Source organism: Enterococcus pseudoavium NBRC 100491, from assembly GCF_001544295.1.
Lineage (GTDB): Bacteria > Bacillota > Bacilli > Lactobacillales > Enterococcaceae > Enterococcus_A > Enterococcus_A pseudoavium.
This window is the reverse complement of the sequence record NZ_BCQF01000021.1, coordinates 1-22,384: the sequence shown is the minus strand read 5'-3', so window position 1 is coordinate 22,384 and position 22,384 is coordinate 1. Positions and strand designations below refer to the sequence as shown.

22 protein-coding genes are annotated in these 22,384 nt (G+C 35.9%); 8 read left to right on the top strand and 14 right to left on the bottom strand.

The window, feature by feature from the left end:
• Positions 1 to 92: 92 nt before the first annotated feature.
• Complete coding sequence (locus tag EP1_RS10005; RefSeq protein ID WP_067627002.1) at positions 93 to 1,301, bottom strand: argininosuccinate synthase; 1,209 nt, start codon at positions 1,299 to 1,301, stop codon at positions 93 to 95.
• A gap of 352 nt (positions 1,302 to 1,653) precedes the next feature.
• On the opposite strand from EP1_RS10005, the gene rplM reads away from it, so the two are divergent.
• Both rplM and rpsI read left to right on the top strand, forming a co-directional pair.
• The gene (rplM, locus tag EP1_RS10000; RefSeq protein ID WP_305041107.1) at positions 1,654 to 2,082 is read left to right on the top strand and encodes a 50S ribosomal protein L13; all 429 of its coding nucleotides are present in this window, start codon (positions 1,654 to 1,656) and stop codon (positions 2,080 to 2,082) included.
• A 15-nt stretch (positions 2,083 to 2,097) separates the two neighbouring features.
• Positions 2,098 to 2,490: a 30S ribosomal protein S9 gene (rpsI, locus tag EP1_RS09995; protein ID WP_067627000.1), complete on the top strand. Its 393-nt coding sequence runs from the start codon at positions 2,098 to 2,100 to the stop codon at positions 2,488 to 2,490.
• A gap of 174 nt (positions 2,491 to 2,664) precedes the next feature.
• Here the strand turns inward: rpsI and EP1_RS09990 are convergent, their stop codons facing one another.
• From EP1_RS09990 to EP1_RS09955, 8 genes are all read right to left on the bottom strand, one after another.
• Positions 2,665 to 3,900 carry a tyrosine-type recombinase/integrase gene (locus tag EP1_RS09990; protein WP_007207881.1) on the bottom strand — a complete coding sequence of 412 codons (1,236 nt, stop codon included), beginning with the start codon at positions 3,898 to 3,900 and terminating at the stop codon, positions 2,665 to 2,667.
• 68 nt (positions 3,901 to 3,968) lie between these two features.
• The gene (locus EP1_RS09985) at positions 3,969 to 4,244 is read right to left on the bottom strand and encodes a helix-turn-helix domain-containing protein (RefSeq protein ID WP_026501626.1); all 276 of its coding nucleotides are present in this window, start codon (positions 4,242 to 4,244) and stop codon (positions 3,969 to 3,971) included.
• A 16-nt stretch (positions 4,245 to 4,260) separates the two neighbouring features.
• Entirely contained in the window at positions 4,261 to 5,292 is a 1,032-nt protein-coding gene (locus tag EP1_RS09980; protein WP_007207883.1) for a replication initiation factor domain-containing protein, read from the bottom strand.
• Positions 5,267 to 5,779 carry a hypothetical protein gene (locus EP1_RS09975; protein WP_022796195.1) on the bottom strand — a complete coding sequence of 171 codons (513 nt, stop codon included), beginning with the start codon at positions 5,777 to 5,779 and terminating at the stop codon, positions 5,267 to 5,269. The genes EP1_RS09980 and EP1_RS09975 overlap by 26 nt, the downstream gene beginning before the upstream one ends.
• A gap of 548 nt (positions 5,780 to 6,327) precedes the next feature.
• Entirely contained in the window at positions 6,328 to 6,720 is a 393-nt protein-coding gene (locus EP1_RS09970; protein WP_022796193.1) for a metal-dependent transcriptional regulator, read from the bottom strand.
• 246 nt (positions 6,721 to 6,966) lie between these two features.
• Positions 6,967 to 7,902 carry a metal ABC transporter solute-binding protein, Zn/Mn family gene (locus tag EP1_RS09965; RefSeq protein ID WP_067626998.1) on the bottom strand — a complete coding sequence of 312 codons (936 nt, stop codon included), beginning with the start codon at positions 7,900 to 7,902 and terminating at the stop codon, positions 6,967 to 6,969.
• 2 nt (positions 7,903 to 7,904) lie between these two features.
• The gene (locus tag EP1_RS09960; RefSeq protein ID WP_005879136.1) at positions 7,905 to 8,759 is read right to left on the bottom strand and encodes a metal ABC transporter permease; all 855 of its coding nucleotides are present in this window, start codon (positions 8,757 to 8,759) and stop codon (positions 7,905 to 7,907) included.
• The gene (locus EP1_RS09955; RefSeq protein ID WP_007207888.1) at positions 8,760 to 9,491 is read right to left on the bottom strand and encodes a metal ABC transporter ATP-binding protein; all 732 of its coding nucleotides are present in this window, start codon (positions 9,489 to 9,491) and stop codon (positions 8,760 to 8,762) included.
• Between the two features lie 275 nt (positions 9,492 to 9,766).
• Here EP1_RS09955 and EP1_RS09950 point away from each other — a divergent pair, with 275 nt between their 5' ends.
• The 3 genes from EP1_RS09950 to EP1_RS09940 all read left to right on the top strand — a co-directional run bounded on the left by EP1_RS09950 (position 9,767) and on the right by EP1_RS09940 (position 12,285).
• Entirely contained in the window at positions 9,767 to 11,374 is a 1,608-nt protein-coding gene (locus EP1_RS09950) for an Nramp family divalent metal transporter (protein ID WP_040366370.1), read from the top strand.
• Between the two features lie 8 nt (positions 11,375 to 11,382).
• Complete coding sequence (locus EP1_RS09945) at positions 11,383 to 11,820, top strand: universal stress protein (protein WP_022796190.1); 438 nt, start codon at positions 11,383 to 11,385, stop codon at positions 11,818 to 11,820.
• Between the two features lie 252 nt (positions 11,821 to 12,072).
• Positions 12,073 to 12,285, top strand: coding sequence for a hypothetical protein (locus tag EP1_RS09940; protein ID WP_067626995.1), 213 nt, complete (start codon positions 12,073 to 12,075; stop codon positions 12,283 to 12,285).
• Positions 12,286 to 12,653: 368 nt separating this feature from the next.
• Here EP1_RS09940 and EP1_RS09935 read toward each other — a convergent pair whose 3' ends face one another.
• The 3 genes from EP1_RS09935 to EP1_RS09925 form a co-directional block, all read right to left on the bottom strand.
• A complete protein-coding gene (locus EP1_RS09935; RefSeq protein ID WP_002406514.1) occupies positions 12,654 to 13,700 on the bottom strand; it encodes a tyrosine-type recombinase/integrase in 1,047 nt (348 codons plus the stop codon).
• Between the two features lie 105 nt (positions 13,701 to 13,805).
• Positions 13,806 to 14,003 carry a DNA-binding protein gene (locus EP1_RS09930; RefSeq protein WP_067626993.1) on the bottom strand — a complete coding sequence of 66 codons (198 nt, stop codon included), beginning with the start codon at positions 14,001 to 14,003 and terminating at the stop codon, positions 13,806 to 13,808.
• Between the two features lie 89 nt (positions 14,004 to 14,092).
• The gene (locus tag EP1_RS09925; RefSeq protein ID WP_067626990.1) at positions 14,093 to 15,349 is read right to left on the bottom strand and encodes a replication initiation factor domain-containing protein; all 1,257 of its coding nucleotides are present in this window, start codon (positions 15,347 to 15,349) and stop codon (positions 14,093 to 14,095) included.
• A gap of 161 nt (positions 15,350 to 15,510) precedes the next feature.
• On the opposite strand from EP1_RS09925, the gene EP1_RS09920 reads away from it, so the two are divergent.
• The 3 genes from EP1_RS09920 to EP1_RS09910 all read left to right on the top strand — a co-directional run bounded on the left by EP1_RS09920 (position 15,511) and on the right by EP1_RS09910 (position 19,562).
• Positions 15,511 to 16,323 (top strand): helix-turn-helix domain-containing protein, encoded by an 813-nt coding sequence (locus EP1_RS09920; protein WP_048720937.1) that lies wholly within the window; start codon positions 15,511 to 15,513, stop codon positions 16,321 to 16,323.
• A gap of 1,110 nt (positions 16,324 to 17,433) precedes the next feature.
• A complete protein-coding gene (locus EP1_RS09915) occupies positions 17,434 to 18,366 on the top strand; it encodes a serine/threonine-protein kinase (protein WP_067626988.1) in 933 nt (310 codons plus the stop codon).
• A 2-nt stretch (positions 18,367 to 18,368) separates the two neighbouring features.
• Positions 18,369 to 19,562: a hypothetical protein gene (locus EP1_RS09910; protein WP_067626986.1), complete on the top strand. Its 1,194-nt coding sequence runs from the start codon at positions 18,369 to 18,371 to the stop codon at positions 19,560 to 19,562.
• A gap of 81 nt (positions 19,563 to 19,643) precedes the next feature.
• Here EP1_RS09910 and EP1_RS09905 read toward each other — a convergent pair whose 3' ends face one another.
• Entirely contained in the window at positions 19,644 to 20,324 is a 681-nt protein-coding gene (locus EP1_RS09905) for a hypothetical protein (protein ID WP_067626984.1), read from the bottom strand.
• A 1,094-nt stretch (positions 20,325 to 21,418) separates the two neighbouring features.
• Positions 21,419 to 22,384: DUF3427 domain-containing protein (locus tag EP1_RS09900; RefSeq protein ID WP_157065589.1), on the bottom strand; the 966-nt coding region annotated here is incomplete at its 5' end.

Below are 22,384 nucleotides of genomic sequence, written 5' to 3'. Positions count from 1 at the left end.
TCCTAAGAGCAATGGCAAGATGTGAAACCGGACGGCCTTATTTACCGGCAAGTAAAAGCCGCCTCACATCTGGTTTCGCTTGCAAATTCATTTTAAACAGTCGGTTGTTTCTTTTCTGCTTGGACCTCAGCGTTTACCTTGGTTGGTAAGCCCCATAATTTGATGAAGCCAACTGCCGCATCTTGATCGAAGGTATCGGCAGAAGTATAGGTCGCCAAGTTTTCGTTGTATAGACTATTATCAGATTTACGTCCTTCAACGATGACGTTGCCTTTGAATAATTTCACCCGTAGTACGCCGTTAACCACTTCTTGCGATTGTTTCAAGAACGCGATCAAGGCATCCATCGTTGGATTGAACCATAGACCATCATAGATCATTTGGCATAATTGTTGTTCAATGACTGGTTTGAAATGGGCCATCTCACGGACAAAGGTCAAGTCTTCTAATTCTTTATGGGCCTTCATCAAGACTTCCGCTCCGGGACATTCATAGACTTCCCGTGATTTGATTCCTACCAGACGATTTTCGATATGATCGATCCGGCCGATACCGTGCACACCAGCGATCGTATTTAACTTCATGATTAAGTTTGCTAATGATAATTCTTCACCATCTAACGCCGTTGGCACGCCTTTTTCAAAGGTGATCTCAACAGTCGTAGGTTTATCAGGTGTATCCTCTAATTCAGCAGTGATAGCGTAAGCTCCTGCTGGTGGGGTCGCCCAAGGATCTTCTAAGACGCCACATTCACAAGCCCGGCCCCATAAGTTTTGGTCGATGGAATAAGGATTGTCCAAATCTGCTGGGATTGGTACTCCTTTTTCCGCCGCATAGTTGATTTCTTCTTCCCGTGACCATTTCCATTCACGGACCGGTGCGATGATCTTCAAGTTTGGATCAAGGGCGGCAATTGAAACTTCAAAACGAACTTGGTCGTTGCCTTTACCGGTACAGCCGTGGGCAATTGTAGTGGCCCCAGTTTGATGAGCTAGCTCGACTAGTTTTTTTGAGATCAACGGACGAGATAATGCAGAAACTAATGGGTAAGAATTTTCATAGTAAGTATTTCCTTGGAGAGCCACTAAAACAAAATCCTGTGAAAATTCTTCGCGAGCATCAATGGCATAAGATTCAGTCGCGCCAACTTGTAATGCTTTGTTCTTAATAAATTCGGTATCGCGGCCTTCGCCAATATCTAAACAGCAGGCAATCACGTCATAGCCTTCATCAACGAGCCATTTAATTGAGACAGAAGTATCTAAACCACCTGAGTATGCTAAAATCACTTTTTCTTTCATCCTGCATTGCTCCCTTATCGCTTTTTCATTAAAATCTAATTAATGTGTTGAAGCTATCTTAGCACCGTAAAATACAAAAATCAAGCACTTTTTAAATATTTATGCAAAATATTTTCGAAAACACGTTTCTTTATTCATTTAAAACTGGATATAGCGGTTGATAATGAATAGTAGAAGAAAGCTAGTAAAATGAAAAGATTTTGCGTTTTCAAGGAGAAAAACATTGACAGGGCAAGCTTTAGCAAGTATTATGGTAAATGGTATTGTTTGCCCCACAAGAGCCCCGGAAACTCAAGTGTTTGTCAAACATTCGAAATTGAAATTGGAGGAAAAAAACGTGCGTACAACATATATGGCTAAGCCAGGCGAAGTAGAACGTAAATGGTACGTAGTAGACGCAACTGATGTTCCTTTAGGACGTCTTTCAACAGTTGTTGCATCAATGCTACGCGGAAAAAATAAACCAACATTCACACCACATGTAGATACTGGTGATTTTGTAATCGTAATTAATGCAGATCAAGTTAAATTAACAGGTAAGAAAGCAACTGACAAGATTTACTACCGTCACTCAAACTTCCCTGGTGGATTGAAATCAATCTCAGCAGGCGAAATGCGTGCTAAAAATTCTCGCCGTTTGGTCGAAACTTCTGTTAAAGGTATGCTTCCTAAAAACACTTTAGGCCGCGCTCAAGGCATGAAACTTCACGTATACGGTGGAGCAGAACATCCACATGCAGCACAACAACCAGAAGTCTTAGACATCACAAACTTAATTTAATAGGAGGGAAATTCATTGGCACAAGTTCAATATAACGGCACAGGCCGTCGTAAAAATGCAGTTGCTCGCGTACGTTTAGTACCAGGAACTGGTAAAATTACTGTAAATAAAAAAGACGTTGCAGAATATATCCCACATGCTGACCTACGTTTAGTAATCAACCAACCATTTGGCGTTACTGAAACAACTGGTTCATACGATGTATTCGTAAACGTTGATGGTGGGGGCTACGCAGGTCAAGCCGGCGCTATCCGTCACGGTATCTCACGTGCTTTATTAGAAGTAGATCCTGATTTCCGCGCACCATTAAAACGCGCTGGATTACTTACTCGTGATTCACGTATGGTTGAACGTAAAAAACCAGGTCTTAAGAAAGCTCGTAAAGCATCTCAATTTTCAAAACGTTAATATCCTTTATATATCAACGTTTCTGGCACTTTCTGATTTTTGGAAAGTGTCTTTTTTTGTACGCTTAGGTACGAAAAAATGTACGAGATTTTGAATAGGCTGTTTTTAAGACCTAGGTTAGGAACCATATAATTGTTCTTTTTAAGTTGTTTAGTTGTTATTTTAAACTGTTATTTATTTCGCTTGGCGAGCTTCATCCAGACGTTTCTCGAATTTCTCATAGGTGGAAAGATCCACAACGTTCGGTGTATTAACGTATATCTCTGTCGTTTTGATATCCGAGTGGGTCAAGGCTTGAGAAATTTGAGCCATCGTTGCACCACCTTCACGAGCTAAGGTACTAAAGGTATGCCGCAGCTTGTGTGGATTTGTTTGAGTCAGTTCCTCATGTCTTCGGCGAATGGATTTTAGCCGATAATTTAAATAATCCACATGAACTGGAATGTTTACTTCGCCACTTCGATTGGCATAAGTGAAAAGAAACTGTTCTTTTGTCTGCTTAATCCCAAGCTGTAAAAGTTCTTCCTTTTGCTTTTTCTTCCATTCTTTTAAAAGTTCAATAAGGAATGTCGGAATCTTGAATTTCGTGGCTTTTCGACCTTTTGTGGATTTCAGATTGCCAAACTTATCCTTACTTTGAATCAAACTGACATAACCATTTTCAAAATCAATATGTTTCCACTGAAGGGCATAGGATTCGCTCTTGCGGTCACCTAGATTCAACGTCAGCATAAAGAGAACATAGTCTTGCATGATGAGGGAACCATTGCGATAATCCTCATTGGTTGCGTCTAACCAAGCAATCAATTCTTCTGCTGTCAGTGCTTCACCATTTAACTGACGTTCTGCTTTTAGTTGTTGTTTCTTAGGATCACCTACATAGCGAATGACTTTTTCGATCCGATTGTATTCGATATACTCTAATAATTCCGCGATATCAAAAACCTGATTGACATAACTTTTAATGATTTTGATATTGGCGTAGGTTTGGGATTTTTTCATCAATGTACGAAGCACAAAGTCTTTATTGTCGTTTAAAAACTTGATGGAATAATCCCCAAACATCGGTAGAATATGAAGACGGAAGACATCTTTTGTATTGCTAATGGTTGTAGCAGTCGGAATTTGTCGAGAACGACCTGTCGAACCAGCGATATACATATCCAACCAAACCGTTTGATAAAACTCTTTGAATTTGATATGGCCGTTCAGTTCAAAGGAACGAGCGCTTTTTTCGTTAAGGACACGTTGGATTTTTTGAGTAAGATCTTTTTCAGCCTGTTCTGCTTCTTTCTTTGTTCTGAATGTTTTGCGGTAGCGCTCGGTAGTGACACCGAGAATTTGTCGCACCTCCTTGGGGTAAAAGACCTCCAATTTGTAGTGATTGTTTTTCAATTTGGTAATTGCCATGTTACTTCCTACTTTCTTATACGCAAACCAGAACGTAGGAATGACTACGTTCTGATTATAAACCGCTTCTAGCGATTATAGCAACGCAGCCATTCATCCACGACTTGTCGATCAAAACGAACAACACCTTGAATCGTGATTCTCGGCAATCCTTGTTCGACCCATTTATCCAAAGTATTATTGGCAATGTGGAGATATTGGCAAGTTTCTTTTTTGGTTAAATAGCGCTTGTCGAGAGTGACGTCTTTTCGAACTTGATTCACACTATTCAGAATAAGTGTATAAACGCTATTTCCCAACTGCTTCATTTGCTCATCACTGAGTAAAAATTGAACTTCATTCATAGCTAACCTCCTTTCGTTAGTAAGAATCTTCATTTTCCAATTCCAGTATTTTTTGTTCGATAAAAGTTTGATCCGTTTCTGTAAATTTTTCTTTGCCCTTGGCTAATAATTCTTTCAAATAAACTTCCGCTTGATCTGGCCCATAGGCTTGTAGAAAAGCTTCATAAACCATGGCAAGAGATTTCGAGGTGGTATTCTCTAGCCAGAATTTCTTCTTGGAAAAAGTTGGCTTTTCCCGGACGACACGTAAGGGAATTTTTGGAATGCCCCCCACAAATTTGTCCCACCATTTCATATTGGGCCAACGAGCTTTATTGTGATAATTGACCGGTCCTTTGGGTTTGGTCTTGAAGCTGTAGTGGGAAGCTAAAATGCCACGAATGACCGTATTGAGTGGTATTCCTTTCGCAAGTTTTTCTATTGCTTGCCGGGCCTTTTGATCGGTTAATTCCATTTCCCAGCGAACCCATTCATTGACTTGGGCGATTTCACCTGTCTTATCTCGAATTTCTTGCTTTTTATCGTAAATCCGCAGTAGTTGAGGTTGAGCACCAATATAAAGCGTGTGGCCTGTCAGAATGCCATCTCGTAATTGACCACTATTCACTTCTCGAAAGTGGCGACTTTGAGAGCTGAGTTGGCCGTTCTTCACATATTTTTGCAAGGTAGACACTGGAGGAGAGGAGCCATCAAACAAGTCCATCGCTAAGTCTGCACGAGTGATGGTTCCTTTGGCTTTTAAAATGGTGGCTAAGAATTTCTGCCAATGCCAACCCTCAACGCTGGACATATATTCTTCATATTGGCGACACCCTTGCCCCGATAAGTTTACTAACAGATTGTTATGGTGGTCGCTTTGATGGATGATGATATCTGCAAAGGAATAGTGAGAATCGTAAGTGGGAAAAGGACTCCCTTTCTTTTCCGAAGTAAAGTCAGAAAGGGCAATTCCCAATAAATCCGCAACTTTTTCCATTGAAGCATCCGGCAATGAAAAGCGTAGAAAATCAATCAGACATTCGTTACTTTGCCGGTGTGTTTGGTTCATTCGCTTCTCCTAGCTGATAGGAGGTGGCGCTGATTTTCAACGCTGCAAATTGCCAGGTATCAATCATTGGTTGACCTTCTCCCACAAATGATTTTTTCTGAATTTTTCGGGGATAAACATTTAAACCAGTAAAACGAATGGGAATCAACTCGCCGTCTTCATAGTTATCTAAAATAGGCAGTTCTTCTTGATGCTCGACCACAATGGTGATAGGGGAGCCGAGTTCTGTTCCGCCGTTATTCAGAACCAGTTCGACAAAAGCCCGATCATAGACTTTGAAGGTGAGGATCATTAGCCCGGTCTCTACACGTTCGCCAACATGGTTCTGTTCACGTTCCATGCGCATTTGAATATCACTTTTGGCTACAACAAAACGTTGCGGGAGTTTGAATTGTTTGAGATCGAAACGTAGGCTGGCTAGATTGACAGTTTCTGAATCGTTTAGTGAGATGCTGGTTCCTTTTTGGATCATTAATTTATTTGACATGTGTATTTCTCCTTTGATTTTGAATTTAGTCTTTGTTTTAATTGGTTGAAACAAAGTAGAGTGGGTGCACGAATCAGTTGCATAAAATTTCCTCCTTTCACTAACAAGAACAATTTGGAACTCCCTATTTTCCAAAAAATGTGGAATTTCTCATAATTTTCTTTATGGATGATTTCCCTTCCATTACTACTACAATCTGAGTAGGGTAATTTTTCGAAACAACAGACAATTGAATTGACTTGTAAGAGATTCTTAAGCTATTTGCTTCTTAATCGCCTCATTTCGAAAAAGTTTCTTTTTTGAGAAAACACAAAAAAGACGTGTAAACGAACTCTGCTCTGCCGCTGGCAGCCGGTCCGTTCACACGTCTTTTGCTTTTCTATTTAGCTAATTTTGACAAAAATCGAATCTTTGAAGAATGCTCATGAGGCCTTTTGTAGCAACCTTCAGAGAGATTTCTAATGAGTTCGGTACCCCCGTGTTACTAACGGGGAATCACATATTGATAATTGACTATATTACTTAGGTTAAGGAACTAGGCACTTATTTTATGAATCATATTGGATATGGCTTTCCATAGTCTCTTGTGCTGTATAACAGTCAAGTTTTTCAAAAAATAGAGGGTTCTGAACTTGTAGGAGTTCATCTATGATTCCTGGTGACTCAGTTTTCGAAATATCAAGATAGAATGTTAAGAAAGTTGAGAGTATACGACGTCTTTCTTTAAGTAAAGCTACTTGTTCCTCACCCGAGGATGTTAAAAAAACACCTTGATAAGAAATGTGCTGAATCATATTTTGATTTACCAGTCTATCCATTATTTCTGTAACAGAAGAAGGCTTGACCTCTAGGATATCAGCAACCTGTCTATTTCTTACCAACTTTTTATCTTTACTAAGTTTGTCAATAACTAGCAGATACTTTTCTTGGGTTGGTGTCAATGTTAGTTCTCCTTTCAAGTAAAATCAGTAGCATCCTACGTTATTAAACTGGGGTGTCTTTATGTAACATATCTAAAAATAATCCTAAGAAAAAAATTAGCTAAGTAATAATTTATCTTTTGATGATATCTTATCGTAATGAGATATCTGAGGACCGCTCAATCATCAAAAGTCGTCCCTCTAAATAAACTACAAGAATAATTACTTAGAGGGAAACTTTAAAATATCAATATGTTTTTAACATTGCTAAGCTAGACCATCATGAATTTTGTTTAGATTCCATTTCATCATTGTATAGTAGGTATCGCCTTCGGAACCTTCTTTTGCTAATGAATCAGTAAAAATTTTGGAATAAATTTCTAATCCCGTTTCATCGGCAACTTTATTCATTGACTTAGATGAAACAGAGGTTTCTACGAACAAATGTTTGACATCAGAGTTTTCTATTTTAGCTAACACAGCTTTCATTTGTTCGGGAGTACCTTGAGATTCGGTATTGATTTCCCAAATGTAAGCTGGCGCAACATGATAGGCTTTTGAGAAGTATTTGAAGGCACCCTCTGAGGTGACCAATAAACGCTGTGATTCAGGAATATCGAGAAATTTTGATTGCGCTTCCTCATGTAACTTTTGTAATTTTTTGATATAAGCATCAGAATTAGTTTGGTAATAATCTGCATTTTTTGAATCTTTTTCCTTTAAGACTTTGGTGATTGTTTTGACGTATTGAACACCATTGGCTAAATCAAGCCAGGCATGAGGATCTTCTTCTTCGACGTTGGTTGTTAAGTGCTCCGGTGTTACACCTTCACTGGCGGCGAAAACATCTTTATCGAATTCTTTATGAGCAGTGCTTACCAACTTCTTGAACCAACCACTACCGCCAGTTTCTAAATTCAGTCCGTTGTGAAATAAAACTGTTGCATCTGTTGCTTTTGAGATATCTTCCGGTTTAGGTTCATACTCGTGGGGATCCACGCCGCGTTGAACAATACTATATAGTTCAACGCGATCTTTAGCCACATTTTTAACCATGTCTTCCAAAATCGAGTTTGTAGTTACTACGCTGATTTTTTTGGAATCTGTTGATTGTTTGGAATCTCCACTTCGTCCGTTGACAAAAAAGATTACTCCGGCGACGGCTGCGATCACTACTACGATGGTTACTAATATTCTTTTCATATTTACGCCTCTTTTCTATTTTTGTGTATATGTAACAAGTTTTGTTTTGGTGAGAAGATAAAGGAAATTAAGAATAACCCTGCTGCGACAATAACAATCGCTGGACCAGAAGCCCAGTTGAATGTGTAGCTGAAGTACAAACCACAAATTGATGCGACAACACCAAATATAGCGGAGAAAACAAGCATCACGGACAAGCGGTCGGTCCAAAAGTATGCTGTTGCAGCTGGCGTAATTAACATGGCCACTACTAAGATGATTCCGACAGTTTGTAATGCTGATACGGTTACTAGCGTTAAGACGAGCATAAGGCTATAGTGGATTAGTTGGGTATTTAATCCATATGTTTTAGCGAAGGTCTGATCAAAGGAAGTGATTAACAATTCTTTATAAAATACTTGTACAAAAATAATCACAATTCCTAAAACAATTGCCGTTGTGATCATATCACTATTACTAACAGCTAGAATGTTTCCAAATAAAATATGGTGTAGATTGGTTGAGCTTTCGGCCATAGAGATTAAAATGAATCCCAATGCATAAAAGAAGCTGAAGACAACCCCTATTGCAGTATCTACTTTGATTTTACTATGAGAAGCCACGTAGCCGATTAACATTGCAGCTAGTACACCAAAAATAGATGCTCCAATCAAGATATTTATACCTAACATATAAGCAACAGCAACCCCTGGCAATACTGAATGAGAAATAGCGTCCCCCATCAAAGACATTCCTCGTAGAATGATGAAACTCCCAATAATCCCAGACATAATCCCCACCATTATTGCAGTGATTAATGCACTTTGAAGGAAATCATATTTTCCTAACGCTTGAAAAAAATCCGAGAGAGCAGTCATTCAATTTACCTCCTGAAATAGAACTGAAGATAAGTCATCACTGAATGCTTTACTGATATTCTTCGAATTGTAGACTTCTTGAGTTGGCCCAAAGTCAATGATTCCGTGATTCATAATGACTAATTCATCAAAGTAATCATAAACTTTATTTAAATCGTGATGGATAACGATAATGGTTTTTTGTTCGTCTCGCCATTGTTTTAAAATAGCCATGATGGCACGCTCACTTTCCACATCAATTCCAACAAAAGGTTCATCTAAGACAACAATTTCTGCCTGTTGTAAAATTGCTCGAGCTACGAATACCCGCTGTAATTGTCCGCCTGACAAATTACCTATTTGCCGATTAGCAAAGTCAGTCATTTTAACTTGCTCAAGAGCTGCATCACAAGCAACACGTTCGCTTTTTCCTGGAGTCTTAAACAATCCCAGTTTTCCATAACTACCAGTTAAAACCAAATCATAGACATTGATTGGAAAACTGAGATCTAAATCCTTTCGTTGCTCTACATAGGCAACCTTCTTTTTTACTGTTGCCATTGAATGACCATCAAGCGCGCTACTACCTGATTTTGGATGAATAAGACCCAATATTGCCTTGATTAAAGTAGATTTACCAGCTCCATTAGGTCCGATAATGCCAGTAATCTTCCCTGCATTAAAATGGACGGATAAATTATTGAATACCGGTGTATCGCAGTACGCAACAGATAATTTTTTTACAGTTAACAAATAAAAACCTCCTTTAAAAACTAAATTTTTCTAATTTTAGTTTAACCTCTAAAAATATTTTGGTCAACCTTATTTTTTTCTCTCGACTATTTCAACAAAAAATCGTGAATATTAACAATGGTAATTATCATATAGATATATTTTTAACGTGTACAATTGATTCATTCCGATACAAATGAAATGAAGGCAAATAATATTAAATTAGGCGAATGTTTATTTTTTTTTAGGTTTGTCTAATATTTTGCTTTAATTTAATAAAAAAGAGGTGTATGCTTATGATGTTTTTAAAGGAAGGTGGAAATATTTTGAAAGATACAACAAGTCAGTCCGGTAAAGAGCACAAACCTCGATTAATTCAGCATGCGAATGGTCCCTCTTTAGAGGAAATTAACGGAACTGTCGAGGTACCCAAAGGCAAAGGCTTTTGGAAAATCCTGTTCGCCTATTCTGGACCGGGAGCATTAGTTGCTGTGGGATATATGGATCCAGGCAACTGGTCTACTTCGATTACGGGTGGGCAAAACTTCCAGTATTTATTAATGTCGGTCATTTTAATGTCTAGTTTAATTGCAATGCTATTACAATATATGGCTGCTAAATTGGGAATTGTTAGTCAAATGGATTTAGCTCAAGCAATTCGAGCGAGAACGAGTAAAAAACTAGGAATCATTTTATGGATTTTAACGGAATTAGCGATTATGGCAACAGATATTGCGGAAGTAATTGGCGCATCAATTGCTCTTTATTTACTTTTTAATATTCCGCTTGTCGTCGCAGTCTTTATTACGGTATTTGATGTTTTATTATTATTGTTGTTAACGAAAGTTGGTTTTAGAAAAATTGAAGCAATAGTTGTCTGTTTGATTTTTGTAATTCTTTTTGTGTTTGTTTATCAAGTAGCGTTGTCTGATCCTAATTGGGGGGATGTACTTAAAGGATTGGTTCCGACTGGTGAAACGTTCTCCTCTACACATTCAATTGGTGGTCAAACGCCTTTAACTGGTGCATTAGGAATTATTGGTGCAACCGTTATGCCTCATAATTTATATCTACATTCGGCTGTGTCTCAGACTCGAAAGATAAATCGTACGGATGAAGATGAAATCGCCAATGCTGTACGATTTTCAACATGGGATTCTAACATTCAATTGACTCTCGCTTTTTTTGTTAACTCCTTATTGCTCATAATGGGAGTTGCTGTTTTTAAAACAGGGGCAGTGAAAGATCCATCATTCTTTGGGTTGTATGAGGCTTTATCAAATCCGGATACATTGAGTAACGGAATTTTAATCACCGTTGCAAAATCAGGTCTTCTTTCTACATTATTCGCAGTCGCGTTACTAGCTTCTGGACAAAATTCAACGATTACCGGAACTTTAACTGGACAAGTAATTATGGAGGGATTCATTCATATGAGAATGCCAATTTGGCTAAGACGTTTAATTACGCGTTTGATTTCAGTTATCCCAGTGTTAATCTGTGTAATTATTACAAGCAGGCAAGGAACGATTCGGGAGCACACAGCGTTAAATACACTAATGAATAATTCACAAGTCTTCTTAGCTTTTGCGTTACCATTTTCGATGGTACCATTATTAATGATGACCAATAGTGAGGTGGAAATGGGAAGCCGGTTTAAAAATTCGATAGTTATTCGGATACTAGGATGGGGTTCAGTAATTGGATTGACATATTTAAATTTGATTGGATTGCCCGGCCAAATTGAAGGTTTTTTTGGTGAAAAGGTGACATCAAGCCAACTTGTACTAGCTGATTCTATTGCCTATGTCATTATCGTCGCAGTATTACTACTGTTAGCGTGGACAATTATTGAACTGTATAAAGGAAATAAAAAATATAATCAATTAATTAATGAAAGGTAAGATGCACTATGGAAGGATTTGATGAATTTAAAAATATTTTAGTTGGGGTAGATGAATCAGAAGGAGCTCAAAAAGCCTTTCAATATGCTGTAAAGCAAGCGAGTAAAACTGGAGCCGCATTACTGATTGCCTCAATTTTAGAAATTGAAGAGTTGAATGTTTATGAAGCGTTAGACCCTGAGTACTTGAGCCAGAAACAAAGTCAATTGTTACTTAATTTGGAAAAGTACAAACAATATGCAGAAAATAGCGGTGTAAAAAACATTCAGCTGTACAGTGGAGAAGGTGATCCGGCCGAGGAAATTACTAAGACGATTTTGCCAGCAACATCTGCAGATATGTTAATCATTGGCTCGCGATCAATGCATGGGATTAAAGGATATTTTGGTTCACATGCTACTTATATGGTTAAAAATTCTCCAATCTCAATCACGGTTATTAAGTAACTATTTCAGATAATATATTGGAATTTTTTCTTAAACCGGGGGGAGCTTAAGAGGAAAGGCTGGGAAGGAATTAAACTCCGTAAAGGTGATAGAGCATTAGTATTTAAGCAAAATGTGAATTGAGAGGATACCGTTTAGAATGATTTAAAAATCTAGTTTAGTTTTCTATGTGGAATTTTTCTTATTATCCAGTGAGCCCTTGAATCATGTTATATTAGGCAATAAGAGATTCAATAGGGAGCTGATGAGATTATGTCCGATTACAAATATTCTATAAAAAATACTAAGAAAATTGAGCGAGAAAAACTTCGAGATACTGCTTTGGCATACTCAGCATTAGATGCAGCAATGCCTTCCGAAGATACGATGAAATTAGTAGAAGAATATGTAGATGGAAATATTGAAATTGTTGAGATTTTAAAAATAGTCATTGAGAAATATCACTCGTCTGAGTTAGAAAGCTGATGAGATATAATGTTGTTTAAGGCGGCTGTAGAGAATTAATCTTGAATATTTCTAGGTATGATATGTCAAACATAAATAATTATTAGTTCGTTATTTATTTTGAGTAGTCGTGTTCTGGTTTGCGTATTTTTTTGATGTACGTTTTGATGTGCGAGTTGCTTGAAGTCAGTTTAAATTGATTGATATATAGATTTAGGAAAAATCTATAAAAACCTTGATATTAAAAGGCAATTCAACTAGTTGCGTTATTTATAAGCAAAACCAGGTCTTAAGAAAGCTCGTAAAGCTTCACAGTTCTCAAAACGTTAATCAATTCCTTATTGTATCAACGTTTACAAGAGTTTTTTGGTTCAAGTTGGTTCAAATTATCAATTTGACAAAGAATTTAAGAGGTTTAAAGCATCAGCATCTTGCTGGTGCTTTTTTTCTGGCATCAATTCAAGATAATAGTTCTGCGTTGTTTGAATATTGATATGACCTAAGCGTTTTGATACATAGGCAATATCAATATCTTGTGAAAATAGAAAAGAAGCATGAGTATCTCTTAGGCCGTGGAAGGTAGTTTTTGGAATATCTAGTTTTTTCAGTAATCTGGCGAGCTTAGCAGATTGTTGAAAGCCGTCAGGATCAAAAAAATATCCATTATCCTTAATCGGGACAGATTTTAGAATATCGTAGACTTCTTGATTAATGGAAATATCTCGTCTTGAATTTTTGGTTTTTAACGAAGTATCTTCAGAAGTTGGACTAAGAGAACGTCTGACATGGATACCATATTCAAAGAGGTCTTCGGGACGTATACCTAAAAGTTCTCCGCGTCTCATACCAGTTTCTAATGCAAGGAGTACAAGAATGTTAAACTCATTTTCTCGATGATTAATGACATAAGTACGCAGTTTCTTTAATTCGGTAATGGAAAGTGCACGGTTTCTCTTATCCAAAACTTTCCCTCGTGTTTTGACTAAATTTGCAAAATCGGTAGCAAGATAGCCACGAGCATAAGCATCACGTAATGCCGTTTTGATTTTCAATAGTACTTCATGAGTGGTTTTACGAGAATGAGTCTCTGCATACTTATCTATTTTTCGTTGTACTACAATATCGTTCAAATCCTTTAACTGTATATCGCCAAATAATTTCTTCACCACTTGAGAAGTCCTTTGATAATTTTGAAAAGTCGTTTCTTTTACATCATTTTTCTTTATGATATGAATCCAGTTTTCAAAGAAGTCAGCAAATGTTGTTGTACGCTCTGCTAATTGTTTTCCATTTCCTTTCTCCAATTCATTTTCCAAAGCCCAACGAGTTGCTTCCTTTTTAGAGCTAAATGATTTTGTCAATTTCTTATGTTGACCATGGTTGTAAAGTGAGATCTGAGCTCTATATGAGTTACCACGTTTAATTATACTAGGCATTTATAACAAATCCTTTCACTGAAAGATGGTTGATAAATGCTAGTTGAATACACCGCCATTCTACATGGCGAAAAGCATCTAATCAACCATCCTACGATATTTTAGCTAGATAGAGTGCGTCTTAATAAAATTGATGAGGGAAGTGACAGTGTATCGCTCTTGTCTTCCTATCATAAAACGCTCTAACTCATCGTTTGCGCGAACGAATTTATCAAAAGATTTTGGATCAATCCCTAAAAACTGAGAAGCTTGTTCTCTAGTAAGTAGATAGGGCAATTCATAAGTAGTTATTGTATTTTTCATAGTTTATTTCCTTTCCAAAAATGTTTTTTGGCTGACACAAGGAAATGTGCTATACTCAACTTGTCTAGGGCGGAGTACGTTTATACATTTTAATGTGTAAGCTGTGCTTTGCTTTTTTTTTGTATTTTTTCTGTCTTCATATTTTGAAGACACTGGATATAAAATTCTACTTCTTCCTGATAATAATCAGGCTCAGCAATCAAATTTTCTAAAATTTTTTGCTGCCTTGAACTAAGTTCCCCACAGCTAATAATCTCGTTAATCAAATTTGAATCAAAATGATTATCTACCTCTTGAATAAATGCGAGGGTGGGAGAAACGCTGTGAATTAACCAATTCATACTTTTTTCAAAGCTTTGAGGAATTGTTTCTAAAGAAATGGTGATTGCGCCATGATTGCCAATAAAGGCTGCCCATTTTTTATCGACTTTTGCACCTGGCTCATTGGGATCACGGTCATAAAAACAAACTGCACCATTAAGTAACTCAAAAAACAGTTTGGTTAAATCATGGGTTCTTGAAATAATCTTTGCCAAGCTTTGCGCTTTTTCTTTTCGATACCGTAGTTCAAAGCGATTTTTTACTTCTGCTTCTTCTAAAGGAATTCCTCGTCGCTTTCGTTGTTCATAGTCCTTCTGATAAAAACAAAAGCGACACTGACTCTTCTTTGAGCCTAAATACAAGGTCTCACCATTTGATTCATTGTTTATGATATCCGTACCGTCATGAGATTCACTCACTTGAAAAGTGGTCCACACATGGCCTAGTGTTACCTTCTGCTTCAGTTCCGGAATGCTGATACTCCCCACAAAATCATCTAAAGTAAAATCAATCCGTGTAAAATTTCCCTGATAAGCTAATACCTTACGGAAGAACTCTTGCCAGTTTGATTTTGCGGTCTTCAAACGCATGGCAAGATGTTTACAGCCTTGACCTGAAAACTCCATCACGGTTCCTTTTACCGTATCGTCAATGGAATACCGAATTGTGATTACTTGATTCCACACGTATTGGCCAATATAGCCCTTTGGCGCATAATCCAGTTCCTCAAAGCGTTCAATAGGCATGCCAATAATCTCTTCAATCAACTTTAAATGTTGATTCGAGAAAAAGTGAATGGTTAGATAATCAATCAAAACACGATTAACTGGAACAACCTCTTCTTGCAAACTATCCAGTATAAGAGTCAATTTTTCTGCACTTAATTGTCTCGTTCCTTTTTCTACTTTCGATAATAACGATCTCGAAATCCCCACTTTTTCTGCTAAATATCGCTGGGTCCACCCCCTTTCTTCTCGAGAAACTCGAATGGCTTCACCGAGATCATGTTGATTAACTTGGTTCATAGACAAACCTCCTTCTGCTATTTACTTGTCAAAGAACCGATAGACTTATTTTAAGTACAAATCAATTGTACGCTTGTATTTATTTTAAGTCAATAGATTTTGACTTTTTTTAAGTACACAAGTATACTGAATTTAAGAACTCATCATGAGGAGGAGTTTTCATGGAGATAGACAAGCAAGCAGTTGGCAATCGAATTCGGCAGATTCGCCAAGAGTTAAAGTTGAGTATGGAGAAATTTGGCAAACTAATTGGTGATTTACCGCGAAGTACAGTCAATAACTGGGAACGTGGGATTAACCTTCCAAAAACCGAAACCCTTCACCAAATTGCAGAAATAGGCCATGTCACCAACGAATATCTTTTGTATGGTGAGCAAGAAAACCAATACATTTTAGAAATGCTTCAAAAGAAGGCAGGTAAGCTTGATCCTAAGATTGAAGGACTGATAGTAGACGAACTGAAACAAGCAGATCTTGTCAGTGAAAAAGAAATGGATCGAATGGTTGAATTTTTTATTACAAACCTCGTTCCACCAACTGAACAAGATCAGTTTACTTTCCAATGTATCGACGAGAAAAAGCGGCTTTACCTTGGTTCAACCAATTTTGGTAAAGAAGCGCAGCTCTATTTACACCATGACAATCAAAATCATATTCTGCACATGATGCCCTTTACCTTCTCCAACTTTAGTGTGGATCGCTTACTCGTCTATTTAGCAAATCAAGAATCCTATTCCTATTTTGGGAAACATTTGCCAAAGAAACTAGTAGAAAAAGCCATTCTTCTATACTCAATCAATCAATCAACCGGCGATGTGCGAATTGCTCCGTTGGTCTATTCAAAAGAAACCGCTTCTTATCAGTACACAGAGGACAATCAATACCTACTAGAACAGCAATATCTCTATCTACCATTCGTGATGGAAGTCGAGAAAGAACGTCTGTTAAACGCAGCGTATCCATCATCAAAATAAAGTGACAAGCTCTATAAGCATGTGACAAAGAAAACACTGCTAGGACACTCCCAAATGGGTAGTTGTCCCAGTTTCCTGTTCTTTGTTAGCCCCCTGTTAGAACCGGGGGCTTTATTCATGCAGTCCGGCTGCGCCTCCCTGCAATAGACAAAACTCCAGATCGGGTAATTCGCTTGTGGCGAAACCCGACCTGGAGTTTGTCTTTTTGGCAAAAGCAGAAAAATTTACGGTTTTATCATATTTTAAAAGTAATCACAAATATCGTTATACACTCAAAAGTTATAGTTAAAAAAAACACTTATCTTATACCTGTGCAGATAATGTTTTTATAAGAAAAGTGTAACGTCTATTAAATCTATTTTTCTCCTTTTTTTAACTTAAGACTGTATAAAATTAGACAAACAAGCAACTTCGGTAAGAATCTATTACTAAAGTAGTTAGTAGTTCGTGACTTAATATTTTGAGCCTTGGCGTTTTAAAATTGAAAATCTTGGTTACACTGCTCTCTAGCAGGATTTTTTCGTATGTGAAATGCTGACCACTGCTGGCATAATAATATAGCGGAAGTTCAACAAATTGAAATTTTTTCAAATTGTAGTTGTTTGTTTTTAAGTAGGAAAAGTAGTTTGAGATTGAATATTTCGATATAAATGTGAATATTTTAACAAAATATTCATTTCACTTTTAATATCAAAAATTCCGTTTATAACATGATATAATTTATTATATCAAACAGTCTAAAAGACTTTATGAGATCCGCTTGACTATGAATTTGCAATAATAAACAACTAAAATCGAGTGTGAGAAGCTACAGAATGTTACCTTGAACTAGCCAAGTTTAGATGCTGCGAGAGCTGTCAGAGAATACAATGAAGTTAGTAGTAACATATGTCACGGTTAGTATGGAAATTACGAATGCATTCTAAACTGTTGTTGAAAAATGTTATGCATGATTCGTAGCTAATTTCGGAGACTAATTCTTACAAAAATAGAAATGTATAATGGTAGTACAAGTAAGTGGTTGGTGAATGAATAAAAGCATAAGTATGAAATAGATATATTCTATCGTAGTAGTGCAAGATGTATCGAAATATTGTTTGGAGGTTAACGATGGATAAAAGAGATGTAAGTAGAGATGATATAGAAAACATTCTAAAAACACATAAAGTTGACTATGTGGAAGTTAAGAAATTTCCTAGAAGTGGTCAAAAAGCTGTATTTATGGTTAATTGTGAGTCACAGTCATTAATATTAAAGGTCTACAATGTAACACCTTATTATACTCTTGATCAAATGGAATACACTTGTTCTACTGATATGGATGAATTAAAAATACAGAAGTACGAAGAGATAAGGCTCTTAACTATGTATATTGTGCGCGAAGTAAATGCGGCAAAGAAATGTTCGATTTTTCCTAGAATGCTTATCACTGAGGAGATAAAGGAATATAAGATTGAAGATCATATTTACAAATACTATTTTGAAGAGGCTGTATCAGGGGTACCTATGAATGAATCAATTTATTATTCGGAACTCAATACCATTCCCCAAATTGCCAATTTCTTGAGCGAAGCATTGAATCTAGTAAAAAGTATGTGGACTATCACTTATGTTCATAGAGATATTAAACCCAGTAATATAATCATAGATGGAGAAAAGATAAAATTTATTGACCCGGGACTAGCAAGATCAGCTGATGATGAAACACTAACAAGAACGGGTATGGCAATGGGAACACCAAGATATTGGGCTCCTGAACAGCAAGAAATTCAATCAAACTATAATTGGACATTCAAGACAGATTTGTATCCATTAGGTCTAATTGCTATTGAAATGTTTATTCCGGAAATACGTGGCTTGCCAGAGAGTTATCTGAAAGATATGCAATTTGTATATGGAAAATGGTGTGAAAGAGATGACTCGCTCAGAGCTAAGGCTTTTTTTAGAGAAGTAATAATAAAGTTATCATCAGATAAAATATTTAGACGAGCTAATTCAATTGGAAAATTACAGGAAAAAGTAGATGAGTTTAAGGAGGATTAAATATGTTACTGATTCAACAAGGACCAGCAGCAGGACCTAAACTACAAAAAATTATGAATTCTGGTTTCTGCGATGGGATTATTTGGGATCCTAGAGATATGACCCCCACACGAATAAACCAATATGTCAATGAGAATGAGGAATATGAAGAAGTAATTAAAATTTTAGAATTTAAACAATATTATCAACAATTTGCAGATTCGGACAAGAAGAAATTGAAAGACTACCCACAATTTCCAACTGAGTTAATGGATAGAAATTTTTTGAGAAAACAAGAAAATTTGGATCAACTGGTTCAGGATAGTATTGAATTTCAACAATTAGTTTCGCTAAATTATTTATGTACTCCAACTTTTTATATAGAAAACTTTGGTCATAGAATCATTGAAAGAGTGTTAGAAACGTGGGAAATAAATGTATCATATATTCAAGAAGAAAAATTTGATATGCCGTTATTTGCAACTATGGTCATATCAGAGAATGCGTTTTCGAGTTATGATTATATAGGCGAATTTTTGGAAGATCTAGAGAATTTCACAGAAAGTCTTAACGGTATATATATAACGATTGATCGAAATGAAATGAGTGCTCAGCGGCACAAGTTTGATGTAACCCACCTCACTAATATTTTACAATTCATTTTTGATTTAAAGATGATGGGATTTACTGTTATAGTTGGTTATTCCAGCGTTGAGGGGTTGTTATATTCTTCTGTAGGCGCAGACTACGTTGGTACAGGATGGTTTTATTCACTAAGAAAATTTAACAGAATTCAAAAAGGATTACCAGCAGAAAAATCTTTTGGTATTCAAAAGAAAAGATATACTTCTATTAAATTATTTTCAGAAGTTCCTCTTCAAGAAACTATTTACAATGTTGGTTTGCAAAGTCATGAATTGATTTTAGATGGTTGCTTGTTAGATAAAGATCTGATGGTAGGAACATCCATTGATATGTTAAACAATAATGATTGCTATTTACAACACTTTGAGGAAATGTATAAATATATTCATCTTTTAGATTCACTCTCTGATGAGTCTGAAAAAACTGATAAAGTTTTAGAACTCCTAAATGGTGCAAAAAGTAATCTAGATAAATTTAACAAGTTACCTAACAATACTTATAAAATCAATTCAGAGCATATTAATCAATATATGGACGCACTTAATGCAGTCAAAAAGACTAATTTCATATGATCTCTTATTAGGGAACGAAAAGGAACTATCAATAAGGTTAATAATTGATAGCTCCTTTCTTTTTTATAAGTCAAACAGATATCATATAATTAATTGCTTTTTCTGATTGTCAAGTAGTATAAACTTTGCGATGCTCGCAATTAATGTTGCATTTTTTTTTAAAGGAATAACTTTTTTCGTCACATCTATATAAGTAGTAAAGCATTCTTCTGTAACGCCAATTAACCCTATATTGTTGTACTTGAAATAGTCCTTTTTATTAGTTACTAATTTTTTAGCAGTTTTATCAGGAAAAACTACATAAGAGTATGCAGAAAAGTTTTTATTGTTGTTAGCCTGTGTTATAGCTTTTTTCCAATCGTGTAGTTTTGCCTCATAAGAAGTAAATTCTAAAAATGGAAACGAGAATTGGTCACTAATTAAATATCTACTTAACCCTATTTCATTTACGATATCGACAGACACTAATTTTCTTAGAATATACTTTACTGTATTACTGTCATAGCCGCTTGTGTTTATAATGTATTCAATAGTTCTAACTGCTTTTTTATGAAGAAGAGAAACGATTCTCGCATATCTGAATTCAGATAATAGTAAAGCTTGTTCTTTACTAAGTGTGTAGTTGTTATTATTGGTTACTTTAACAATATCAACATTGCCAAAGCGAGCATTGAATTCATCAATGATTTTTTCATTTGGTGCTGCATTTTTTTGTAAATGATTGTGAAAGATATTTTGTAATTCTAATTCAGATGAAAACATTCTTACTCCCTCCCTAGCTGATGACAATAGGAATTCTATCATAAAAAGATACTTGAATGAACAAAAAGTAATTAATTCATTCATTTTACAAAATGTTATGTGCAAAGTGTTCATCACATACTTATTTTAAAACAAGGATTGTGTTGACTGCAAATTATTACTTAGTATTCCATATTGTAAAATTTATTTGTTGTACTAAACTAAGAGTGTACGGATAGTTTAGCAAGAGAATTTTATAATGAAAAATGTTTTTAAAAATATGTGCAAAAAAGTTTGTATTCAACTATCATCTATCATGGTTCAAATTGGTTCAAATACTGTCCATAGAGATGCTTTTTTATCAATGCCGAAGTATAAAGAGTATTCCAGAATATTTGATATTAAAGTATTCCTATAGAAAAAACTTCTTACAAAACTAGCTTTTTCGTTCTCAAAACGTTAATATATCCTTATATATCAACATTTCAGACACTTTCCTTTTTGGAAGGTGTCTTTTTTTTTAGGTTTAAATGTACCGTTTTTTGTAGCAACTATTCGTATGTGATTACATTTTTGATGATATTAAGACCACATGATCGGAGGGGGTTATGAGAACTGAATCCTTAATTCCTATCTTAAAAAAGAATAATATTGCGACTTCTGAGACATCTTTCAAAAATATGATGGCATCAAAGGAAAATCTAAAGATTTATGCTGAGGAAATTATTTTTAATGAAATATAATTTCTGTTTTATTCACAAAGAAATTTAGATTCATTTGAATTGTCACCAAATTTTTGATATTGATGATTTTTAATTAATCTCTAGTGAGAAAAGGGAGTAGATAGTTTATATGATTCCGAATAAGTCTGCTCTTGTCCGGAATGTAATAATAAGATACTTGTCAAAGTAGAGGTTTCTGAGTATCCAACATATTCAATTAATCATTTTGAATATGGAAAAATTTTTTCGGATATATCGGTAAGTATTTTATAAATTACTAGATTAAAAATAGACCTTTAGCAAATTAGCTAGAGGTCTGATTTAATCTTTCAAGAAGGGTTTTTCCAAGAAATCTGGGAGGAAGCTGTCCTCCTCGCAGGTTAAAATACATATTTATGTCAAATACTTAAACAACTTTGTATCCACAGCATTTGTCAGTTTCAAATCCATTTCAACAACATTTTGGACTTTTCCTTCTTGAGTAGGTTTCGAAAGCTGCTTAACCGTACTCTGAATAGGCGTTGCTTCACCAAGGTAATAAAATTCTTTCCCCTCATCATCAGATTTTTTTACAAATAGATGAATGGTCCAATTTTCAGCATCCTGTAATGCTTTTACTTCAGGCGATGACAGAGTCCTCGGTGATTTAGTAAACCAGCGCATGGTAGTTTTATCGACCAGTTCATCCTCATAAGCCATCTGGGCACCTTTGAAATCGTCACCTTTTTGTAACGTGATGAAAATGATGAATTTTCCATCCTTATAAGTATATCCACCAATATTCTGATCTACCATCTGTTCATACCAATTCAGCATTCGTAGCGCATCACGACGACGGTATTTTGCATAGCGAGTCAGAGGTTGATCAGTTGCGAATTTTTCTGATTTATAGAAACTAGCTGTAAGTAAGTCTTCCAGCAGTTTTCTAAAATAATCATTGTGTAAAGCTTGTTGAAAAACTGAGGAGAACTGAATCAGCTGCGGATTATCCACAGAAATAATTTCAGCGCCACTATAAGTTTTCTTTTGTCCACCTGTGTAAAACTTCAATGAGAGAGTTTGTATGACAGATTGAATCGTTTTGTCGTCATGAGCGAGCTGGCTTTTCGCAAATGTTTCTCTAATTTCTTCAAAGGTTAATCCACGAGTCTCTTTAAGTAACTTGGACAATAAAATAATTTCGTGCTGACGAATACCAGGTAGAACCTCTCTAGATAAAAACATCAAAATTTTATTTTCTTCTACCGATAAAATACCTTCATTATCCTTAATCTTAGCTAAAAACGTATAATATGAGTCAAACTTATTTGCAATCAACATTGGATCAAGTACCTGCTGCTTTATGAAGTCAGTTAAGTT